This is a genomic window from Pedobacter sp. WC2501 (assembly GCF_052682415.1).
Map to the genome: position 1 here is coordinate 2,410,304 of NZ_JBQZFI010000001.1, position 17,400 is coordinate 2,427,703.

Here is a 17,400-nt window from a genome sequence, read left to right on the forward strand (position 1 = left end):
GACAACGGTTAAACTAGAAAACTTCTAAGCCCATATTAAGCAGTACCATGTAAACAGCTAAATAACATACCAGAAATGCCGTTGATAACGCAAAATATCGTGTTACCTTATGGCTGCCTTTTTTAAATGGAAGTAAAAACACGATATTGAATATTTCAGATAGCAAGGCGCAGATGAAATTTAAACACACCATCACGCAGCTAAACGCCACAACGAAAATGGCTGGCTGGATAATGATTCCCGAAGGAAGGCCATAGAGTGCCCCCATAATAAAACTGATCAGCAGAATAATCATAGCATATTTTAATCCTGATTTAAACTGGATTAGGAAATAGCTGCCCAATTTAGGAAGGGGCATTTTAACTTTCGCTGGTTTTAATTCTTTTTCAGTTACCGGAGTTTCTGATGTTTCATCTAAAGCTGCTTCATTTTTTTTATGCTTTTTACCTCTTTTTTGTTTTTGATAACGTGGCCACCAGATGATAAATCCGGTAATAAAAAGCGCCAAAGGCATTAAGCCGGCAATAAGAGCAATAACCTGTGTTGGTCGACCGCCGAAACTGCCATAATGGATAGGTGTTAACCAGCTTAGATAAGCATTACCAACATTTGGGAAATCTTTTCGGCTGTTTAGCAGTACTTTGCCTGTATATTGGTCAACAATGAGCATTTCCCGTTTTCCAACCCTCGGAAGATTTCCACTCAGCATGTCGAGGCGATATGCACCCATTTTATCTGCCGGGAAGGCAATGCCGCCAATGTAAGCATTGGGCATTTTTTCCTCGGCTGCGTGAACAATAGCAGTAAGTGGCAATGAGGTAGCTTCCGCATGCCATGCTGATTTAGCACCCAGGAGTTGGGCAACACCCTGAGGCGATTTTCCGCTAAGCAAAAATAACAGCGGAATAACAAGCGTAGAAAAAGTAATAGAGAAACCGGTAAGGCTCAATATTGCTACAATAGGCGAGGAGTAAAAACCGAGTGAATTGTGCCAATCATAGTTTTGGCGTTTAAATGATCCGCTAAATCTTACCGTAAGTACCGATTTTAATTGTTTCCATTTCTTTGGAATCCATAAACGCAGACCCGAGATCGTCAGGATTAAAAGGCAGAGGGAAGCCAGTCCGCAGATATATCGTCCGGCAACCGGAATCAGCAGTGTCCGGTGCAGTTCAGTAACCACATGGATGAAAGAACTGGTATGTATTCTTTTACCACCTATTTTTCCGGTATAGGGATTAATAAAAGTTTCCTCATTACTTTTTAAATTCAACACACTATAAGCTTCATTGGGATTTTTGAAGTTATTTAGCATCAGGTAATCGATTTTTAGCTTGGGATAATTCTTTTTTATGAGTGGAACAATCTCTTCCACGGGCATTTTTTGCTTTTGCGCAATCACCTCAAACAGATCTGGATTCAAAGCCCGGTCAATCTCGTCCTGAAAAACAAGTATGCTTCCTGTAATGCCTATAAAAGCAACAATTGCCCCGGCAATAATCCCAATATAAAGATGCCATTTGCCAAACCACCTCTTTTGGTGTTTTGCCCAGTTTAGTTTTTTAGGATTCTTTTCTGATTTCATTTTTGAGCGTTTTCAGCTTTGCAAAAGTTATTTTGGTTTATACCACAAAGAAATCGTTTTAATTGGTATTGTGCAAATTATATTTAATAAGTCTAAATAAGACATTTAGATGGAGATGAAGACATTGGCAGGCCAACGACTGCCCAATTTTTAGTTTGCTTTATTTTCCAGGACAGGCATTCTTTATTGGCGTGAGCCGTGATCTATGAAACGTAATAATTGAGGAATATTATACCATAATATAAGGTATTAAGCCACTCAATTTTAAAGCTATTTAAGTTTTATGCTGAAAATTGGGAGGACCTGACACTTTTAAATGATGTATTTTTAACCTGCTTATTATCAGTTATTAATGGCTTTTTAGTTGTGCGGGTATGCTTATTCTAATTATATTAGCTGACCATTATTGTAACAAAAAAGATGTGGAAAACTTTTTTGTGGTAAAAAGTGGTAAAAAGTGGTAGAACTATTTACTTTTACACTTGATAAAAAGTGTAGATACCACTATGACCCAACTTTTAGGAGAATTCGATTGTAAACTTGACGCAAAGGGCCGCCTTATGGTACCTGCTGCGCTTAAGAAACAATTGCCTGAATCTGAGAAAGAAGGGTTGATCATTAACCGTGGTTTTGAGAAAAACCTGGTGATCTATCCGAAGAAAGTTTGGGATGCTATCGTTACCGATTTAAGCAAGCTGAACATCTACGAAAAAAACAACAGGGAATTTATTCGTTCGTTTACAAGGGGTGCAACCGAGCTTTCGCTTGATGCGGCTGGTCGTGTGCTTTTGCCAAAATCGCTGGTTGATTATGCGGGTATAGGAAGTGATCTTGTATTGGCTTGTCAGTTAGATCGTATCGAGGTTTGGGACAAAAAATCTTACGAAGATATTTTTGATGATGTGCCAGAGAATTTTGCAAACCTTGCTGAGCAGGTAATGGGTGGAAAGAAAGGAGGGGTTGATGGCGAATAATTATCATGTACCTGTAATGTTGCAGCCGTGTATTGATGGCTTAAATATTAAGCCTGATGGAGTTTATGTTGATGTAACCTTTGGTGGTGGTGGTCATTCGAAAGAGATTTTGAAACATCTCGGTCCAAAAGGAAGGTTAATTGCTTTTGATCAGGATCCTGATGCGCAGGCCAATATCCCTCAGGACGAGCGTTTTATTTTTATCGATCAGAATTTTGGGTTCTTAAAAAATAACCTTCGTTTAAAAGGTTTTAAGCAGGTTGATGGCATCCTGGCTGATCTTGGTGTTTCCTCTCATCAGTTTGATGTGCCGCAACGTGGTTTTTCCATCCGTCATAATGCAGATCTGGATATGCGCATGGATCAGCACCGCGATTTAACGGCTGCTGAAATATTGAATACCTATACCGAAGATAAGCTGCATAAGATATTTGGAATTTACGGGGAAGTTAAAAATGCGAAATCTCTGGCGCGTGCTATTGTGACTTCGCGTTTAGAACAGCCTTTTACTGATATCGACAGTTTGAAATCAGCTATTGCCGGTTATATCCCAAAGGGAAAAGAAAATAAGTATTTAGCGCAAGTTTTTCAGGCGCTGCGTATAGAGGTGAATGCAGAAATTCAGGTGCTTGAAGATTTTTTGATGCAGGCCGCTGATGTGCTGAAGCCAGGTGGGCATTTAGTAGTGATGTCCTACCATTCTTTAGAAGACAGGCCGGTTAAAAACTTTATGGCGAAAGGGAAATTTCAGGGAGAGGTAGAAAAAGATTTCTTCGGAAATCAGCAAAAGCCATTTAATGTAATTACACGCAAAGCGATAATTGCCACTGATGAGGAGATTGTGCAAAACAATAGGGCCCGCAGTGCGAAACTTAGAATTGCAGAAAAGATATGAACAGGTTTAGGGAAGAGATAGAAGAGGAAGAGATTGGGCCTGAACCAGAGTTAAAAGCCGTGCCCAAAAGGCCAAAAACTGCTGAAGAAAAAATGGATAGCAATTCATTTATCAGCAAGCTTTTTAATGATGGATTAGTAAGTAAAGAGGCGGCAACAGATGCTTTGCCTTATTTGTGTTTTCTGGCCCTTTTGGGGATGATTTATATCGCCAATAGCCATTTTGCGGTAAACAATGTACGCCGTATTGATAAATTAAATAAAGAAGTAAAAGAATTAAGATGGGAGTATAAATCCCTTAAAGCCGACCTGATGTTCAAGAGTAAATTGACGGAGGTTGCTAAAAAGGTAGATACCCTTGGTATAAAAGAACTGATTGAACCACCAAAAAAAATAATTGTTAAAAGCGATGAATATTAGAGCAAACATCTTGCTTCGTGTATATCTGGCATTTGGCTTAATTGTGCTTTTTGCTTTCGCGGTGTTTTTACGCCTCGGTCAGGTGCAGTATGTGCAAGGGAAAAAATGGAAAGCTATGGCGGATAGTCTTTCTACACGGTATGTAAATGTGGAAGCTACCCGTGGGAATATTTATTCTAACGATGGGAGTTTGCTGGCTACTTCTATACCGGAATACGAACTGCGTATGGATATGTTTGCCGGCGGTATTGCTGATAGTAAAGTGTTCGATGAAAAAGTAGATTCGCTGGGATATAAATTATCGCAGATTTTTCAGGATAAAACCGCGAAAGAATATGCCCGGTACCTGCGCAAGGGTCGCCAGGATAGTGCGCGTTATTTGTTGATCCACCGTAAAGTAGGTTATGCCGATCTTAAAACCATCAGAACTTTTCCGCTTTATAATATTGGTAAGTTCAGTGGTGGTTTAATTGCTGTACAGCAAAATAAACGTATTCTTCCTTTTCAGGCTTTAGCTGCCCGTACAATCGGTTATAAAAACGAAAATGTGGCTAATGGAGTAGGTTTAGAGGGCGCGTATAAAGAATATATCAATGGCGAAACGGGAAAAAGATTAATGCAGCGTATCGCGGGCGGTGTTTACATCCCAGTGAACGAAGAGGCTGAGGTAGCGCCAAAAGATGGTGCTGATATTATCTCTACTATTGATGTAAACATGCAGGATCTGGCACAAAGTGCTTTAGAAAAACAACTGATTAAATCGCAGGCCGATCATGGTACCGTGATATTGATGGAAGTGGCCACTGGCGAAATCCGTGCGGTAGCCAATTTTTCTAAAGTAGAAGAAGGTGTTTATAAAGAAAAATTCAATTATGCTATTGCCGGTAACCAGGATCCGGGCTCAACTTTTAAACTCGCCTCTTACATGGCGCTTTTGGAAGATAAGCTGATAGATACCAATACAATGATCGGGACAGGGTATTATCAGATCCCTGGAAAGCTAATTACGGATTCACACCCGAAAATTGAAACAGTTACCGCAAAAAAAGCCTTTGAAACGTCTTCTAATGCCGCAATTGCCAAGCTGATCAACATGCATTATGGTAACGATCCGATAAAATTTACCGATCACTTATATGATTGGCATCTGAACCAAAAAATGGATTTACAGATTCCTGGCGAGGCAATGCCGGTAGTTAAAAATCCTAAAACGAATAAAAGCTGGAACAAAAACATGACCCTTCCGCAAATGGCTTATGGTTATGAAATGCAGTTGACGCCGTTAAAGATGCTTACGATGTATAATGCGGTTGCAAATAATGGGAAAATGGTGGCGCCAATTTTTGTAAAAGAGATCAGAAGACTGGGCAATCCGATTGAACAGTTTAAAGCAAGGGTGATCAATGATAAAATCTGTTCGGATGTTACTCTTAGCAAAATCAAGAAAATGCTTGAAGGGGTAGTAACTGAGGGAAGTGGGAAGCAGGTTGTTTATAATCCATTATATCCGATTGCGGGTAAAACGGGCACCGCCCAGGTAGCTGATGCGAATAAGGGATATAAAGCCAATAAGCAATATCAGGCTTCTTTTGTGGGATATTTCCCGGCAGATAAACCTAAGTATTCTTTGATCGTAGTAATCAACGATCCTAAAGGTGCTTATTATGGTGCTACGGTTTCAGGCCCGGTTTTCAGGGAAATTGCCGACCGTATTTATGCCAGCGATATGCAGATGTACAATGATGTACCTACTCGCCTGGTTGGTAATACCGGAACACCACCAACAAAAGCCGGACAGAGTAAAGCAACTCAAAAAGTATATAAAGCATTCGGGTTTAAGCCACTTTTTGCTTCAAAATCTGAGTATTATAATATTATTGATACCAGTGCTGGAACAGTTTTTCAGGAAAATAACGAGCGTAAAGGTGTAATGCCGAACGTGTCAGGAATGGGACTGAAAGATGCATTGTACCTTTTAGGTAACGCTGGTTTAAAAACAAAAGTTTTTGGATCAGGAAAAGTAATCAGCCAGTCTATTGCTGCCGGAACGAAAGTGGGTAAGGGATTGGGTGTACAAATAGAGTTGAATTAATACAATGATTGAATGAGTGAATTTTGAGTGAATGAATGTTGTAGGCGATCGCCCCATTCTATCATTCTCAAATTAAATCATTCGATAATTAATATATAATAAAATGAGAGAATTTTGAATGAGTGAATGTTTAAAGGCCAAGCGCCGCATTCTATCATTCTCTAATTCAATCATTCAATAATTAATAGGATGCAATTACAAGATTTACTTTACGGCGTAACGATTAAAGAATTGGTTGGTAAAACCGATAGGGAAATCAGCGCACTGAATTTCGATTCGCGTAAGGTAGGTAAAGATGATATCTTTTTTGCAATAGTAGGTACTTTGGCTGATGGACACCAGTTTATTGAGCAAACCATTCAACAAGGTGCAGGTGTGATCATCTGCGAGAATTTGCCGGAAATCCAGGACTTTACGGTTACTTATATTAAAGTAGAAAATACATCAGTTGCTTTAGGGATCATTGCCGGTAATTATTTTGGAAATCCTTCAGCAGATTTAAAACTGATTGGTATTACCGGAACAAACGGAAAAACCACCATTGCTACCCTTCTTTTTAAATTATTTAAAGATTTAGGTTATAAAACCGGGCTTTTATCAACAGTAGAGAATTATATCAACGATATTGTAGTGCCTGCCACGCACACTACACCGAATCCTATTGCCTTAAACCAACTTTTAAGGGATATGGTAAATGCAGGCTGCGATTTTTGCTTTATGGAAGTGAGTTCGCATGCAGTATCACAACACCGGGTCGAAGGATTAACTTTTTCTGGTGGGGTATTTTCAAATTTAACACACGATCATTTAGATTTTCATAAAACTTTTGATGCTTATCTGAAAGCTAAAAAGGCATTTTTTGATATGCTGCCAAAATCGGCATTTGCATTGACTAATATCGACGATAAAAACGGTATGGTGATGCTGCAGAATACCAAAGCACATAAAAAAACCTATGCCCTTAAACAACTGGCTGATTTCAAAGCGAAAATAATTGAAAACCAGTTCAGTGGCTTACACCTGGATATCGATAATGAAGACGTTTACTTCAAACTGGTAGGCTCTTTTAATGCGTATAACTTACTGGCTGTTTACGGAACTGCAATTTTGCTGGAACAGGATAAGCTAAAAGTATTGACCTTGTTGAGCCGATTATCAGGTGCTGAAGGAAGGTTTGATTATATCACTTCTGCCGATAAGATTATTGGTATTGTAGATTATGCCCATACGCCAGATGCCGTTCAGAATGTGTTGAGTACCATTGCCAATATCCGCAAAGGAACAGAACAGGTTATTACCGTAATCGGTTGCGGGGGTGATCGTGATAAAACCAAACGCCCAATTATGGCACAGGTGGCCTGCGATTGGAGCGACAAGGTGATCTTAACTTCTGACAATCCACGAACGGAAGATCCACAGACAATTATCAGCGAAATGGAAACAGGTGTTTCGCCAACCAATCAGCGTAAAACCTTATCCATTTTAGATAGAAGAGAAGCCATAAAAACAGCTTGTCATTTAGCGCAACCGGGAGATATTATTCTTGTTGCGGGTAAAGGACACGAGAAATACCAGGAGATTAATGGCGTAAGGAACCATTTTGATGATAAAGAAATTTTACTTGAACAATTAAAACCAATCAGCTAATGTTATATTTATTATTCGAATACCTGCATAAGCATTATGATATACCTGGGTTAAGGTTGTTTCAGTACATCACTTTCCGTGCATCTATCTCTATTATTTTATCATTGGTCATTACCACCGTTTACGGACGCAGGTTGATTGATTATCTGCATAAAAAACAGGTTGGAGAAACAGTAAGAAATTTAGGTTTAGAAGGACAGATGCAAAAACAAGGTACACCAACAATGGGTGGTATCATTATTTTGCTGGGTATTCTTATTCCAACCTTGTTATTTGCCAATATCTCCAATATCTATGTTGTTTTAATGATAATTACCACAATCTGGATGGGTGCTGTAGGCTTTTTAGATGATTATATCAAAGTTTTTAAAAAGAATAAAGAAGGTTTAGCAGGTCGTTTTAAAGTAGTTGGTCAGGTTGGTTTAGGTTTAATTGTAGGTTGTACCATGTACTTCCATCCAAATATTGTAGTGAGGGAAACCGTACAGGACGATGTAAAAAGCACTTCTACGGTTCCGATGGTGTTGCGCCAAAAAGGAGAAACCTTTTATTATACACAAGATGTAAAATCGACTAAAACCAATATGCCTTTTTATAAGAACAATGAGTTCGATTACGGCAAGGTATTGAAGTTTTTGGGTGCTGATTACCAGAAATATGCATTTTTCATCTTCCTGATCGTAACGGTGTTTATTATTACTGCAGTGTCTAACGGGGCAAACATTACCGATGGGATTGATGGTTTAGCAACCGGAACTTCGGCAGTAGTTGGGATCACCCTGGGCATTTTGGCTTATGTATCGGGTAATACCATTATGGCCGATTATCTGAATATAATGTATATCCCAAACTCTGCAGAGCTGATGATTTTTGCAGGCGCATTTGTTGGCTCCTGCGTAGGTTTTCTGTGGTACAATTCTTACCCGGCGCAGATTTTTATGGGCGATACCGGAAGTTTGGCCATTGGGGGAATCATTGCCTCATTTGCCATCATGATCCGTAAGGAGCTGTTGATTCCGATTTTATGTGGAATATTCCTGGTAGAACTAGTATCGGTAATTATGCAGGTATCTTATTTTAAGTATACCAAGAAGAAATTTGGAGAAGGACGCAGGATTTTCCTGATGTCACCTTTGCATCACCATTACCAGAAAAAAGGATACCACGAAGCCAAAATTGTAACCCGCTTCTGGATTATAGGAATCATGCTGGCGATTATGACCATTGTAACATTGAAATTGAGGTAGGTTGAGATTGAAGGTAGAGGGTTTGAAGTTGAGGGGAAAAGCTGAAAGACTAAAGCTGAAAGATAAAAGAGAGAAAAATAAAAAAGTTAAAGTGTGGAGGTATTCCTGTCTCGATACTTGATACCAGTTACTTGATACTACAAAAAATAAAAAATGAGCACGAATAATATCACATCAAGCAATACTAAGTCAGCAATGACCGGGCAGGGCCGTGTGGTTATTCTTGGTGCCGGTGAAAGCGGAGTAGGTGCCGCAAAATTGGCTCAGGCAAAAGGTTTCGATGTTTTTGTTTCCGATTACGGTGTAATTACCGATAAATACAAAGCTGCATTAGAAAAGCTCGGCGTACCATTCGAATCTGAAAAGCATACTGAAGAATTAATTCTGAATGCAACGGAAGTAATTAAAAGTCCGGGTATTCCGTCTACAGCGCCTATTATTAAAAAGCTGGTAGCTCAAGGTATTCCGGTGATTTCAGAAATTGAGTTTGCCAAAAGGTATACGCATGCTAAAACCATTTGCATTACAGGTTCCAATGGTAAATCAACCACGAGCCTGTTAACCTATCACATTTTAAAAAATGCCGGGTTAAATGTAGGCTTGGCCGGTAACATCGGACAGAGTTTTGCCGCACAGGTGGCTACTGAAGATTACGAATATTATGTGCTGGAAATCTCAAGTTTCATGCTTGATGATATGTTCGAATTTAAAGCCGATATCGCGGTTCTATTGAACATCACACCAGATCATTTAGATCGGTACGATTATAAACTGGAGAATTATGCCGCATCTAAAATGCGCATTGTCCAAAACCAAACGGCAGATGATGTTTTCATTTATTGCGCTGATGACGAGGAAAGTTTAAAAGCCATCGCTTTAACAAAACCTTTGGCCAAAACCTATCCATTTTCAATTGTTAAAAAGGTTGAAACTGGTGCTTATTTAGAAGAAAATACGATACATATCCTTACAGAACCTAATAACCAACTAACCATGTCTATTTCAGATTTAGCCTTACAGGGCAAGCACAACATTTACAATTCTATGGCTTCAGGCATTGTGTCTAAAGTTTTAGAATTAAGAAATGAGACCATCCGCGAAAGCATGGGCAATTTCAAAAATATTGAGCACAGGTTAGAGCATGTGGCCAAAATTTCAGGGATCGATTTTATCAACGATAGTAAAGCCACTAATGTGAACTCTACCTGGTATGCTTTAGAAAGTATGACCAGTGATGTAGTGCTGATTATGGGTGGTGTTGATAAAGGAAACGATTACAATATGCTTAAAGACCTGGTTAAAAGTAAGGTAAAGGCTATCGTTTGTTTGGGTAAGGACAACAAACGTATCCACGATGCTTTTGAGGATTATGTAGAAATAATTGTAAATACTTTTTCGGCTGATGAAGCAGCGCAGATTGCTTTCCATTTGGCTAAGCGTGGTGATGCGGTATTGTTATCACCTGCATGTGCAAGTTTTGATTTATTTAAAAATTACGAAGACCGCGGTAACCAGTTTAAAGCGGCAGTTAGAGAATTATAATAGGAGGTACAATAGATGTTCCAGGCACTACTTAATAAAACAAAAGGCGATAGATGGATCTGGTTGATCATCATCCTGCTTTCGCTTATATCTGTAATGGCAGTGTATAGTGCAACAGGTACTTTAGCCTATAAAAAAGGAGAAACTGTAGAAAAACTTTTGCTTACCAAACACTTAATTTTTGTGTTAATGGGTATTGGCATGATTTATATCGCCCACCTGCTCGATTACCGTTATTACGCTGGTATTTCGAAGGTGCTGATGATTGTAACCATTCCTTTGCTGTTTTATACCTTAATTTTTGGAACCAACTTAAACGATGCTTCCAGGTGGGTTAAAATACCCGTAATCGGATTAACCTTTCAAACTTCCGATTTGGCCAAGTTGGCATTGATTACCTTTTTGGCCCGGATGCTCACCAAAAAGCAAGAAAATATTAAAAATGTTAAAGAGTCATTTATACCAATTATGGGCTCCGTTTGTGTGGTGTTTGTTTTAATCGCACTGGCCAATCTATCTACAGCATTAATGCTGTTTGGTGTAAGTATATTGCTGTTAATTATCGGTAGGATCAGTATTAAGCAGATCGCGATTGTTTGTGCAGGCGGCTTCGTGCTACTGTTGTTCGTTTTCTTTTTGGGACCAAGGAGAAAAACTTACATGTCGCGTATCAATACGTTTATGCATCCCGAAATGCAGCATTCAGACAAAACTTTCCAGGCAGATCAGGCAAAAATTGCCTTGGCTACTGGTGGTGTTTTTGGTAAAGGACCAGGTAATAGTACACAACGCAATTTCCTACCACACCCGTATTCCGATTTTATTTTCGCCATTATTATTGAAGAATGGGGAACCGTGGGAGGAATTGTAATCATGATACTATACCTGGTGCTTTTATACCGATGTATCAAGATCGTAACCCGAGCGCCCAAAGCCTTTGGAGCATTGCTGGCTGCAGGACTAAGTTTTAGCCTCACCATTCAGGCTTTTGCCAACATGGCCGTAGCGGTAGGTTTGGGGCCGGTAACAGGGGTTCCGTTGCCATTGGTAAGCATGGGTGGTACATCGATGATTTTTACCAGTGTGGCCTTCGGTATTATTTTGAGCGTAAGCCGCGATGTAGAAGAAAACGCCATTGCAGCAACCAAAGAAGATAAAGAGAAAGTGAAAAATAAAGTGATAGTTGGAGAGATTCCGGCGATGGCGTAATTAATGATTGAATTAGTGAATGATTGAATGAGTGAATTTACGCAATGATTAATGATTGAGTGAATTAGGAAAATTGAATAAAACATCCCAAAGTTTTAAAGTTGAAATTAAATTAATAAATGATGGAGAATGTTAGTAAAATAGATTTTGTGACAGCAGTGAAAGCAAGAACAAAAAAGTTGGTTTTAGATTCAATTAAGTTCTATCAGGCATTACCAAAGACCGAAGAAGCAAGAATATTAGGCAGGCAATTTATGCGTTCCTCTTCTTCAGTTGGATCAAATTATAGAGCAGCCTGTAGAAGCAGGTCAAAAGCTGAGTTTTATGCAAAACTTAGCATAGTTGTAGAAGAAGCTTATGAAACAGCTTTTTGGATTGAAATTTTAACCGAATCTGGGATTACAGATTTAGTTAAAGCTCAACCATTACTAAAAGAAGTAAATGAGATTTTGGCAATTGTTGCCAAGGCTAGAAAAACAGTAAGTAATAATAAATAGTGAATGACTGAAGTGAAAGAATGAAGGGTTGCCCGTAGCACTCACTCATTCGAAATTCTATCATTCAATAATTAAATAACAAATGAATAATTCCCCAAAAATTATCATATCAGGTGGTGGCACCGGTGGGCATATTTTTCCCGCCGTAGCCATAGCCAATGCGCTAAAACGCATGGTGCCAACTTGTGAAATCTTATTTGTGGGTGCACTAGGCCGAATGGAAATGGAAAAAGTTCCTGCAGCCGGATATAAAATTATAGGATTAAACATTAGTGGGATGCAACGCGGCTCGATTATTAAAAATCTCGCGCTCCCTTTCAAGGTAATCGGTAGTGTGCGCAAGGCCATGCAGATTATTAATGATTTTAAGCCCGATGTTGTAGTAGGTGTTGGTGGTTATGCTTCAGGGCCGTTATTGTACGCAGCTTCTTTGAAGGGAATTCCTTACCTCATCCAGGAACAGAATTCTTATGCAGGAATCACCAATAAGTGGTTAGGCAAAAAGGCTTCGAAAATCTGTGTCGCTTTCGATGACATGGATCAGTTTTTTCCAGCTGATAGGATTTTGAAAACGGGAAATCCTGTTCGCCAGGAAGTGGTTGATATTAAAGGAAAACACCATGCAGGAGCCGAACTATTAAAACTCGATCCATTGAAGAAAACCATTATGGTTACCGGTGGAAGTTTAGGTGCAGGAACATTGAATAAGGCAATTGAAAAACATTTGCCCGAAATTATTGCACAAGATGTACAGGTGATCTGGCAAACGGGGAAGTATTACTACAAAGGGATTATAGAAAGATTGGGGTTGAACTATCATCCTAATGTGCGTATCCTTGAGTTTTTAAATAAAATGGACTTGGCTTATGCAGCAGCAGATGTAATTGTGAGCCGGGCAGGAGCGGGAACCATAGCAGAACTTTGTTTGATTAAAAAACCGGTGATTTTAGTGCCTTCGCCAAATGTAGCAGAGGACCATCAGACTAAAAACGCCATGGCCCTTGTTAAAAATGGAGCAGCAATATTAATTAACGACCGCTCTGCGGAAGATACCCTGGTTAAGGAAGCACTGGCACTGCTAAATAACAAGGAACAAAGTGAAAAGCTTGCAGAAAACATAGCTAAGATGGCATTGCCAAAGGCAGATGAAATTATTGCGAACGAGGTGTTGAAATTGATTAAGTAGAAATATGAGAAACTAGATGTGAGATTTGAGGTTAGACCGTGTGTCTAGTGTCTCAAATCTCCCATCTCAAATCTAATAAAAATGGAATTAAGTAAAATAAACAGGGTTTTCTTTGTAGGTATCGGTGGTATCGGCATGAGTGCGCTTGCCCGTTATTTTGCTAAACGCGGACAAGTGGTTTGTGGTTACGATAAAACCAAAACAAAACTGACCGAAACCTTAACGAGTGAAGGCATTCTTATTACCTACTTGGATGAGGTATCTTCATTGCCTGGTGAATTTTTGGATCATCAGGATGATACACTTGTAGTTTATACACCAGCAATTCCGAAAGATTCGAAAATTTTAAACCATTTTATGGGTAAAGGTTTTGCGCTTAAAAAACGTTCAGAAGTTTTAGGGATTATTAGCAAAGGAATGTTCTGTATTGCGGTTGCAGGTACACATGGTAAAACCACCACATCGTCTATTGTAGCGCATATTTTAAAGGATACCGGATACGATTGTACAGCTTTTTTAGGTGGAATAACCAGTAACTATAACAGTAATGTACTTTTCGGGGAAAATAATGTGGTAGTGGTAGAGGCTGATGAATATGACCGCTCGTTTCTTACGCTACACCCTGATGTAGCTGTTGTTACTTCTATGGATGCCGATCATTTAGACATTTACGGAGATAAAAGTCACCTCGAAGAATCTTTCAGGTTATTTGCCGGGCAGCTGAAGGCCGAAGGTACACTTTATGCACATGAAGGATTGCCTTTGGAAAATAGCGTCAGTTATGCTGCAAGTTCAACTGCTACAGCAAAGGCAGAGAATTTAAGGGTCGAGGGATCAAAATTTGTTTTCGATTATACTGATAACACCCAGAGCATAAAAGATATCAGTTTAATGCTTCCAGGTAAACATAATGTCGAAAATACAACGGTTGCCATTGCCATTGCTTTGCAGTTGGGTATCGATGCAGAAAAGGTCAAGCAGGCTGTTGCAAACTTCAAAGGGGTGAAACGCCGCTTCGAATATATTGTGAATAATGGCACTCAGATTTATATAGATGATTATGCACATCATCCTGAAGAACTGAGGGCATGTTTTGATGCGGTGCGACAGTTATATCCTGATAAAAAACTAACGGTGATTTTTCAGCCGCACCTGTTTACGCGGACGAGAGATTTTGCAGATGAATTTGCAAAAGTTTTAAGCACTGTTGATGAACTGCTGCTGCTGGAGATTTATCCGGCAAGAGAATTGCCGATTGATGGGATAAACGCACAGTTTTTATTGGATAAAATCACTTTGGAAGATAAAAAAGTATGTGGAAAAGATTTTGTGGTTCAGCATGTTAAGGACACAAAACCTGAATTAATTTTAACAGTAGGCGCGGGCGATATCGATACCATTATCGAGCCTTTAAAAAATATATTAAACAATGCTTAAACGGATAAACTGGAGCGCGATTTTTACTGGCTTTGCCTGGCTTATCAGCCTGGCAGGGGTGGTGGTGCTTTTGAGTTTTATCAATGTGAAAAAGCAGACGGTTAAATGTACCGATATTAAGATCCTGATTCCAGGTGCCGATAATTTCATCGAGCGCGAAGAGATCGACGCCATTTTAAAAGAAGATCAGGGTGTGCTTTTAGGACGTAACATCGAAAATATTAATATTCATAAGATCGAGAAAAAACTGCAGTCAAACCCTTACATCGGTTTTGCTAAAGTGTATTTAGATATGGATGGGGTGCTGCACATCGAAGTAAAACAGCGCCAGCCTATTCTTCGCATATTTAACGAGAACGGACAGGATTTTTATATTGATAACGACGGGTTGAAAATGCCCATTTCATCAAATTTTACCGCTAATGTGCTGGTGGCAACGGGGCATATTACTGAGGTTTTTGGCAGTCGTGTTGATAGTCTGCATACCCAGTTGGCACGAGATTTATATAAAACTGCCCAATACATTAAAAAAGATACCCTTTGGGATTCACAGATTGAACAGATTGTGGTTGATCAGAAAAACGATATCGAACTGATCCCGAGGGTCGGTAATCAACGGATTATTTTAGGTAATGCTGATTCGCTTGAAAAGAAAATGAAAAACCTGTTGTTGTTTTATAAAAAAGCAATGCCGCAGGTAGGATGGGATACTTATAAAACGATCAACATTAAATATACCAACCAGATTGTTTGCGAAAAAAGGGATTCGACAGGTTTAGGCAAAAAAGCGAAAACAATTTCAGCGGCAGATAGTTTGAGGATACAGCGGAACGTAACCGATTCATTGATTAGAAATACCATCAACACGGTAATGGACGATCGACCTGAAGCCGATCAGCCAGAAGCGGTAGCGCCTAAAAAGCCCGAACCTAAAAAGGTGGAAGCCAGGAAAGAGGAGCCAAAGAAAACAGAAGTAAAAAAGGTAACGCCTAAAAAGATTGAACAAGTAAAAACAGAAATAAAAAAGGCGGTAGTTGTAGCGGCTGTTAAACCAAAAAAGGAAACAAAACCAGCGGATAAAAAAGAAAAACCGAAGCAAACCGGAGCAACCCAGCCAAAGACGGCAAAATCTGAGGCTCAGTTGAAAAAAGAAAAAGAAGCAAGAGAAAAAGAAATCAGAGCCCTAGAAAAACAGTATAAAACTCAGCAAAATTAACGAATATGGACAAGGCAAAATTTACCAGTCAGTCGCCCATTGTAGTAGGATTGGATATCGGTACTACAAAAATTTGTGTTATCGTTGGTCGTAGAACACAACACGGTAAGATAGAAATCTTAGGAATAGGCAAGGCGGAATCGGCGGGTGTGACACGTGGAGTGGTTTCTAACATTCAAAAAACCGTACAGGGCATTGCTCAAGCAGTTGAAGTAGCAAGCGGACAATCCAATGTAGAAATACAGGTGGTAAATGTGGGTATTGCGGGTCAGCACATCAAGAGTTTACAGCACAGAGGAATTTTAACAAGAAGAGAATTAAACAACGAAATCGGTAAAAAAGACATCGATAAGTTGATTGACGATATGTTTAAACTGGTAATGCCACCGGGTGAGGAAATCATCCATGTATTACCGCAAGAATTTACTATCGATAACGAGCCTGGAATCAAAGATCCGATCGGTATGGCAGGGGTTCGCCTTGAAGCTAACTTCCATATCATTTCTGGCCAGGTTACAGCTGTAAAAAACATTATAAAATGTGTAAATAATGCAGGTTTGCAAACTCAGGATTTAATTCTTGAGCCATTGGCTTCTTCTGAATCGGTGTTGAGCGAGGAAGAAAAAGAAGCGGGCATTGCATTGGTTGATATTGGTGGTGGTACTACAGATATTGCCATCTTCCATGAAGGTATTATCCGTCACACAGCAGTTATCCCTTTTGGTGGCAATAGTGTTACTGAAGATATCAGAGAGGGTTGCTCTGTAATGCGTAACCAGGCCGAGTTGTTGAAAACACGCTTTGGTTCGGCATTGGCTGAGGAAAATAAAGAAAACGAAATTATTTGTGTTCCCGGATTACGTGGCCGCGAACCAAAAGAAATTTCGGTTAAAAACCTCGCTTACGTCATTCAGGCGCGTATGGAAGAAATTATTGAACACGTATATTACGAGATCAAATCTTCCGGATATGAGAAAAAGCTGATTGGTGGTATTGTAATTACCGGTGGTGGTGCTTTATTAAAACACTTATCTCAGGCAGTTGAATATGTAACAGGTTTAGATTGCCGTATTGGTTATCCGAACGAGCATTTATCGAAATATGAAGATATGCCTAAAGCCATTTACGACGATCTGAAAAGCCCGATGTATGCAACCAGTGTAGGTTTGCTGATCAAAGGAATCCAGAAAGCAGAAGAGTTAATTGAAGAAATGAAACAGCCTGGTGTTTTTGTAGAAAAACCAAAAACAGCAAAAGAAAAAGAGAAACGCGGACCAGGTTTGTTTGATAAATTACTGGCAAAAACAAGAACCTTCATTCAGGATGATATGAATGTAAGTGATGAAGATTACTTGAAAAGTTAATTATTTTTCCACAAAAGATGAGTTTTCCACATTATTAACAGTTGTGGAAAACGTCTGTTGAAAAAGTGTTAATATTACATTGAGTAATGA

14 protein-coding genes are annotated in these 17,400 nt (G+C 39.3%); 13 read left to right on the forward strand and 1 reads right to left on the reverse strand.

From position 1 onward, the window contains the following. Nucleotides 1-13: 13 nt before the first annotated feature. Entirely contained in the window at nucleotides 14-1,585 is a 1,572-nt protein-coding gene (locus ACUN24_RS10285) for a PepSY-associated TM helix domain-containing protein (RefSeq protein ID WP_445562416.1), read from the reverse strand. A 506-nt stretch (nucleotides 1,586-2,091) separates the two neighbouring features. On the opposite strand from ACUN24_RS10285, the gene mraZ reads away from it, so the two are divergent. The 13 genes from mraZ to ftsA all read left to right on the forward strand — a co-directional run bounded on the left by mraZ (nucleotide 2,092) and on the right by ftsA (nucleotide 17,310). Then, nucleotides 2,092-2,559: a division/cell wall cluster transcriptional repressor MraZ gene (gene mraZ / locus ACUN24_RS10290; protein WP_445562417.1), complete on the forward strand. Its 468-nt coding sequence runs from the start codon at nucleotides 2,092-2,094 to the stop codon at nucleotides 2,557-2,559. Continuing rightward, a complete protein-coding gene (gene rsmH / locus ACUN24_RS10295; protein ID WP_445562418.1) occupies nucleotides 2,549-3,454 on the forward strand; it encodes a 16S rRNA (cytosine(1402)-N(4))-methyltransferase RsmH in 906 nt (301 codons plus the stop codon). The genes mraZ and rsmH overlap by 11 nt, the downstream gene beginning before the upstream one ends. Beyond that, the gene (locus ACUN24_RS10300; RefSeq protein WP_445562419.1) at nucleotides 3,451-3,873 is read left to right on the forward strand and encodes an FtsL-like putative cell division protein; all 423 of its coding nucleotides are present in this window, start codon (nucleotides 3,451-3,453) and stop codon (nucleotides 3,871-3,873) included. Before rsmH ends, ACUN24_RS10300 begins: the two co-directional genes overlap by 4 nt. Continuing rightward, on the forward strand, nucleotides 3,863-5,965 hold the full coding sequence (locus tag ACUN24_RS10305; RefSeq protein ID WP_445562420.1) for a penicillin-binding transpeptidase domain-containing protein: 2,103 nt from the start codon (nucleotides 3,863-3,865) through the stop codon (nucleotides 5,963-5,965). Before ACUN24_RS10300 ends, ACUN24_RS10305 begins: the two co-directional genes overlap by 11 nt. A 189-nt stretch (nucleotides 5,966-6,154) precedes the next feature. Beyond that, nucleotides 6,155-7,612, forward strand: a complete 1,458-nt coding sequence (locus tag ACUN24_RS10310; RefSeq protein WP_445562421.1) for a UDP-N-acetylmuramoyl-L-alanyl-D-glutamate--2,6-diaminopimelate ligase — start codon at nucleotides 6,155-6,157, stop codon at nucleotides 7,610-7,612. Next, entirely contained in the window at nucleotides 7,612-8,859 is a 1,248-nt protein-coding gene (gene mraY, locus ACUN24_RS10315) for a phospho-N-acetylmuramoyl-pentapeptide-transferase (protein WP_445562422.1), read from the forward strand. The genes ACUN24_RS10310 and mraY overlap by 1 nt, the downstream gene beginning before the upstream one ends. 153 nt (nucleotides 8,860-9,012) lie before the next feature. After that, on the forward strand, nucleotides 9,013-10,401 hold the full coding sequence (gene murD, locus ACUN24_RS10320) for a UDP-N-acetylmuramoyl-L-alanine--D-glutamate ligase (protein ID WP_445562423.1): 1,389 nt from the start codon (nucleotides 9,013-9,015) through the stop codon (nucleotides 10,399-10,401). A 15-nt stretch (nucleotides 10,402-10,416) separates the two neighbouring features. After that, nucleotides 10,417-11,610 carry an FtsW/RodA/SpoVE family cell cycle protein gene (locus ACUN24_RS10325; protein WP_445562424.1) on the forward strand — a complete coding sequence of 398 codons (1,194 nt, stop codon included), beginning with the start codon at nucleotides 10,417-10,419 and terminating at the stop codon, nucleotides 11,608-11,610. A 119-nt stretch (nucleotides 11,611-11,729) separates the two neighbouring features. Next, nucleotides 11,730-12,107, forward strand: coding sequence for a four helix bundle protein (locus tag ACUN24_RS10330; RefSeq protein WP_445562425.1), 378 nt, complete (start codon nucleotides 11,730-11,732; stop codon nucleotides 12,105-12,107). Between the two features lie 82 nt (nucleotides 12,108-12,189). Further along, nucleotides 12,190-13,293 (forward strand): undecaprenyldiphospho-muramoylpentapeptide beta-N-acetylglucosaminyltransferase, encoded by a 1,104-nt coding sequence (gene murG / locus ACUN24_RS10335; RefSeq protein ID WP_445562426.1) that lies wholly within the window; start codon nucleotides 12,190-12,192, stop codon nucleotides 13,291-13,293. Nucleotides 13,294-13,374: 81 nt separating this feature from the next. Then, nucleotides 13,375-14,730 carry a UDP-N-acetylmuramate--L-alanine ligase gene (murC, locus tag ACUN24_RS10340; protein WP_445562427.1) on the forward strand — a complete coding sequence of 452 codons (1,356 nt, stop codon included), beginning with the start codon at nucleotides 13,375-13,377 and terminating at the stop codon, nucleotides 14,728-14,730. After that, on the forward strand, nucleotides 14,723-15,946 hold the full coding sequence (locus ACUN24_RS10345) for a cell division protein FtsQ/DivIB (RefSeq protein WP_445562428.1): 1,224 nt from the start codon (nucleotides 14,723-14,725) through the stop codon (nucleotides 15,944-15,946). Before murC ends, ACUN24_RS10345 begins: the two co-directional genes overlap by 8 nt. 5 nt (nucleotides 15,947-15,951) lie before the next feature. Beyond that, nucleotides 15,952-17,310, forward strand: coding sequence for a cell division protein FtsA (ftsA, locus tag ACUN24_RS10350; RefSeq protein WP_086545007.1), 1,359 nt, complete (start codon nucleotides 15,952-15,954; stop codon nucleotides 17,308-17,310). Nucleotides 17,311-17,400 lie beyond the last annotated feature (90 nt).

Bases quoted from the DNA above. Each gene is read 5' to 3' on its own strand.
- ACUN24_RS10330 (WP_445562425.1), top strand. From the start codon at position 11,730: ATGATGGAGAATGTTAGTAAAATAGATTTTGTGACAGCAGTGAAAGCA.
- mraY (WP_445562422.1), top strand. From the start codon at position 7,612: ATGTTATATTTATTATTCGAATACCTGCATAAGCATTATGATATACCT.
- ACUN24_RS10305 (WP_445562420.1), top strand. From the start codon at position 3,863: ATGAATATTAGAGCAAACATCTTGCTTCGTGTATATCTGGCATTTGGC.
- murD (WP_445562423.1), top strand. From the start codon at position 9,013: ATGAGCACGAATAATATCACATCAAGCAATACTAAGTCAGCAATGACC.
- ftsA (WP_086545007.1), top strand. From the start codon at position 15,952: ATGGACAAGGCAAAATTTACCAGTCAGTCGCCCATTGTAGTAGGATTG.
- mraZ (WP_445562417.1), top strand. From the start codon at position 2,092: ATGACCCAACTTTTAGGAGAATTCGATTGTAAACTTGACGCAAAGGGC.
- murC (WP_445562427.1), top strand. From the start codon at position 13,375: ATGGAATTAAGTAAAATAAACAGGGTTTTCTTTGTAGGTATCGGTGGT.
- murG (WP_445562426.1), top strand. From the start codon at position 12,190: ATGAATAATTCCCCAAAAATTATCATATCAGGTGGTGGCACCGGTGGG.
- rsmH (WP_445562418.1), top strand. From the start codon at position 2,549: ATGGCGAATAATTATCATGTACCTGTAATGTTGCAGCCGTGTATTGAT.
- ACUN24_RS10285 (WP_445562416.1), bottom strand. From the start codon at position 1,585: ATGAAATCAGAAAAGAATCCTAAAAAACTAAACTGGGCAAAACACCAA.
- ACUN24_RS10345 (WP_445562428.1), top strand. From the start codon at position 14,723: ATGCTTAAACGGATAAACTGGAGCGCGATTTTTACTGGCTTTGCCTGG.
- ACUN24_RS10300 (WP_445562419.1), top strand. From the start codon at position 3,451: ATGAACAGGTTTAGGGAAGAGATAGAAGAGGAAGAGATTGGGCCTGAA.
- ACUN24_RS10310 (WP_445562421.1), top strand. From the start codon at position 6,155: ATGCAATTACAAGATTTACTTTACGGCGTAACGATTAAAGAATTGGTT.
- ACUN24_RS10325 (WP_445562424.1), top strand. From the start codon at position 10,417: ATGTTCCAGGCACTACTTAATAAAACAAAAGGCGATAGATGGATCTGG.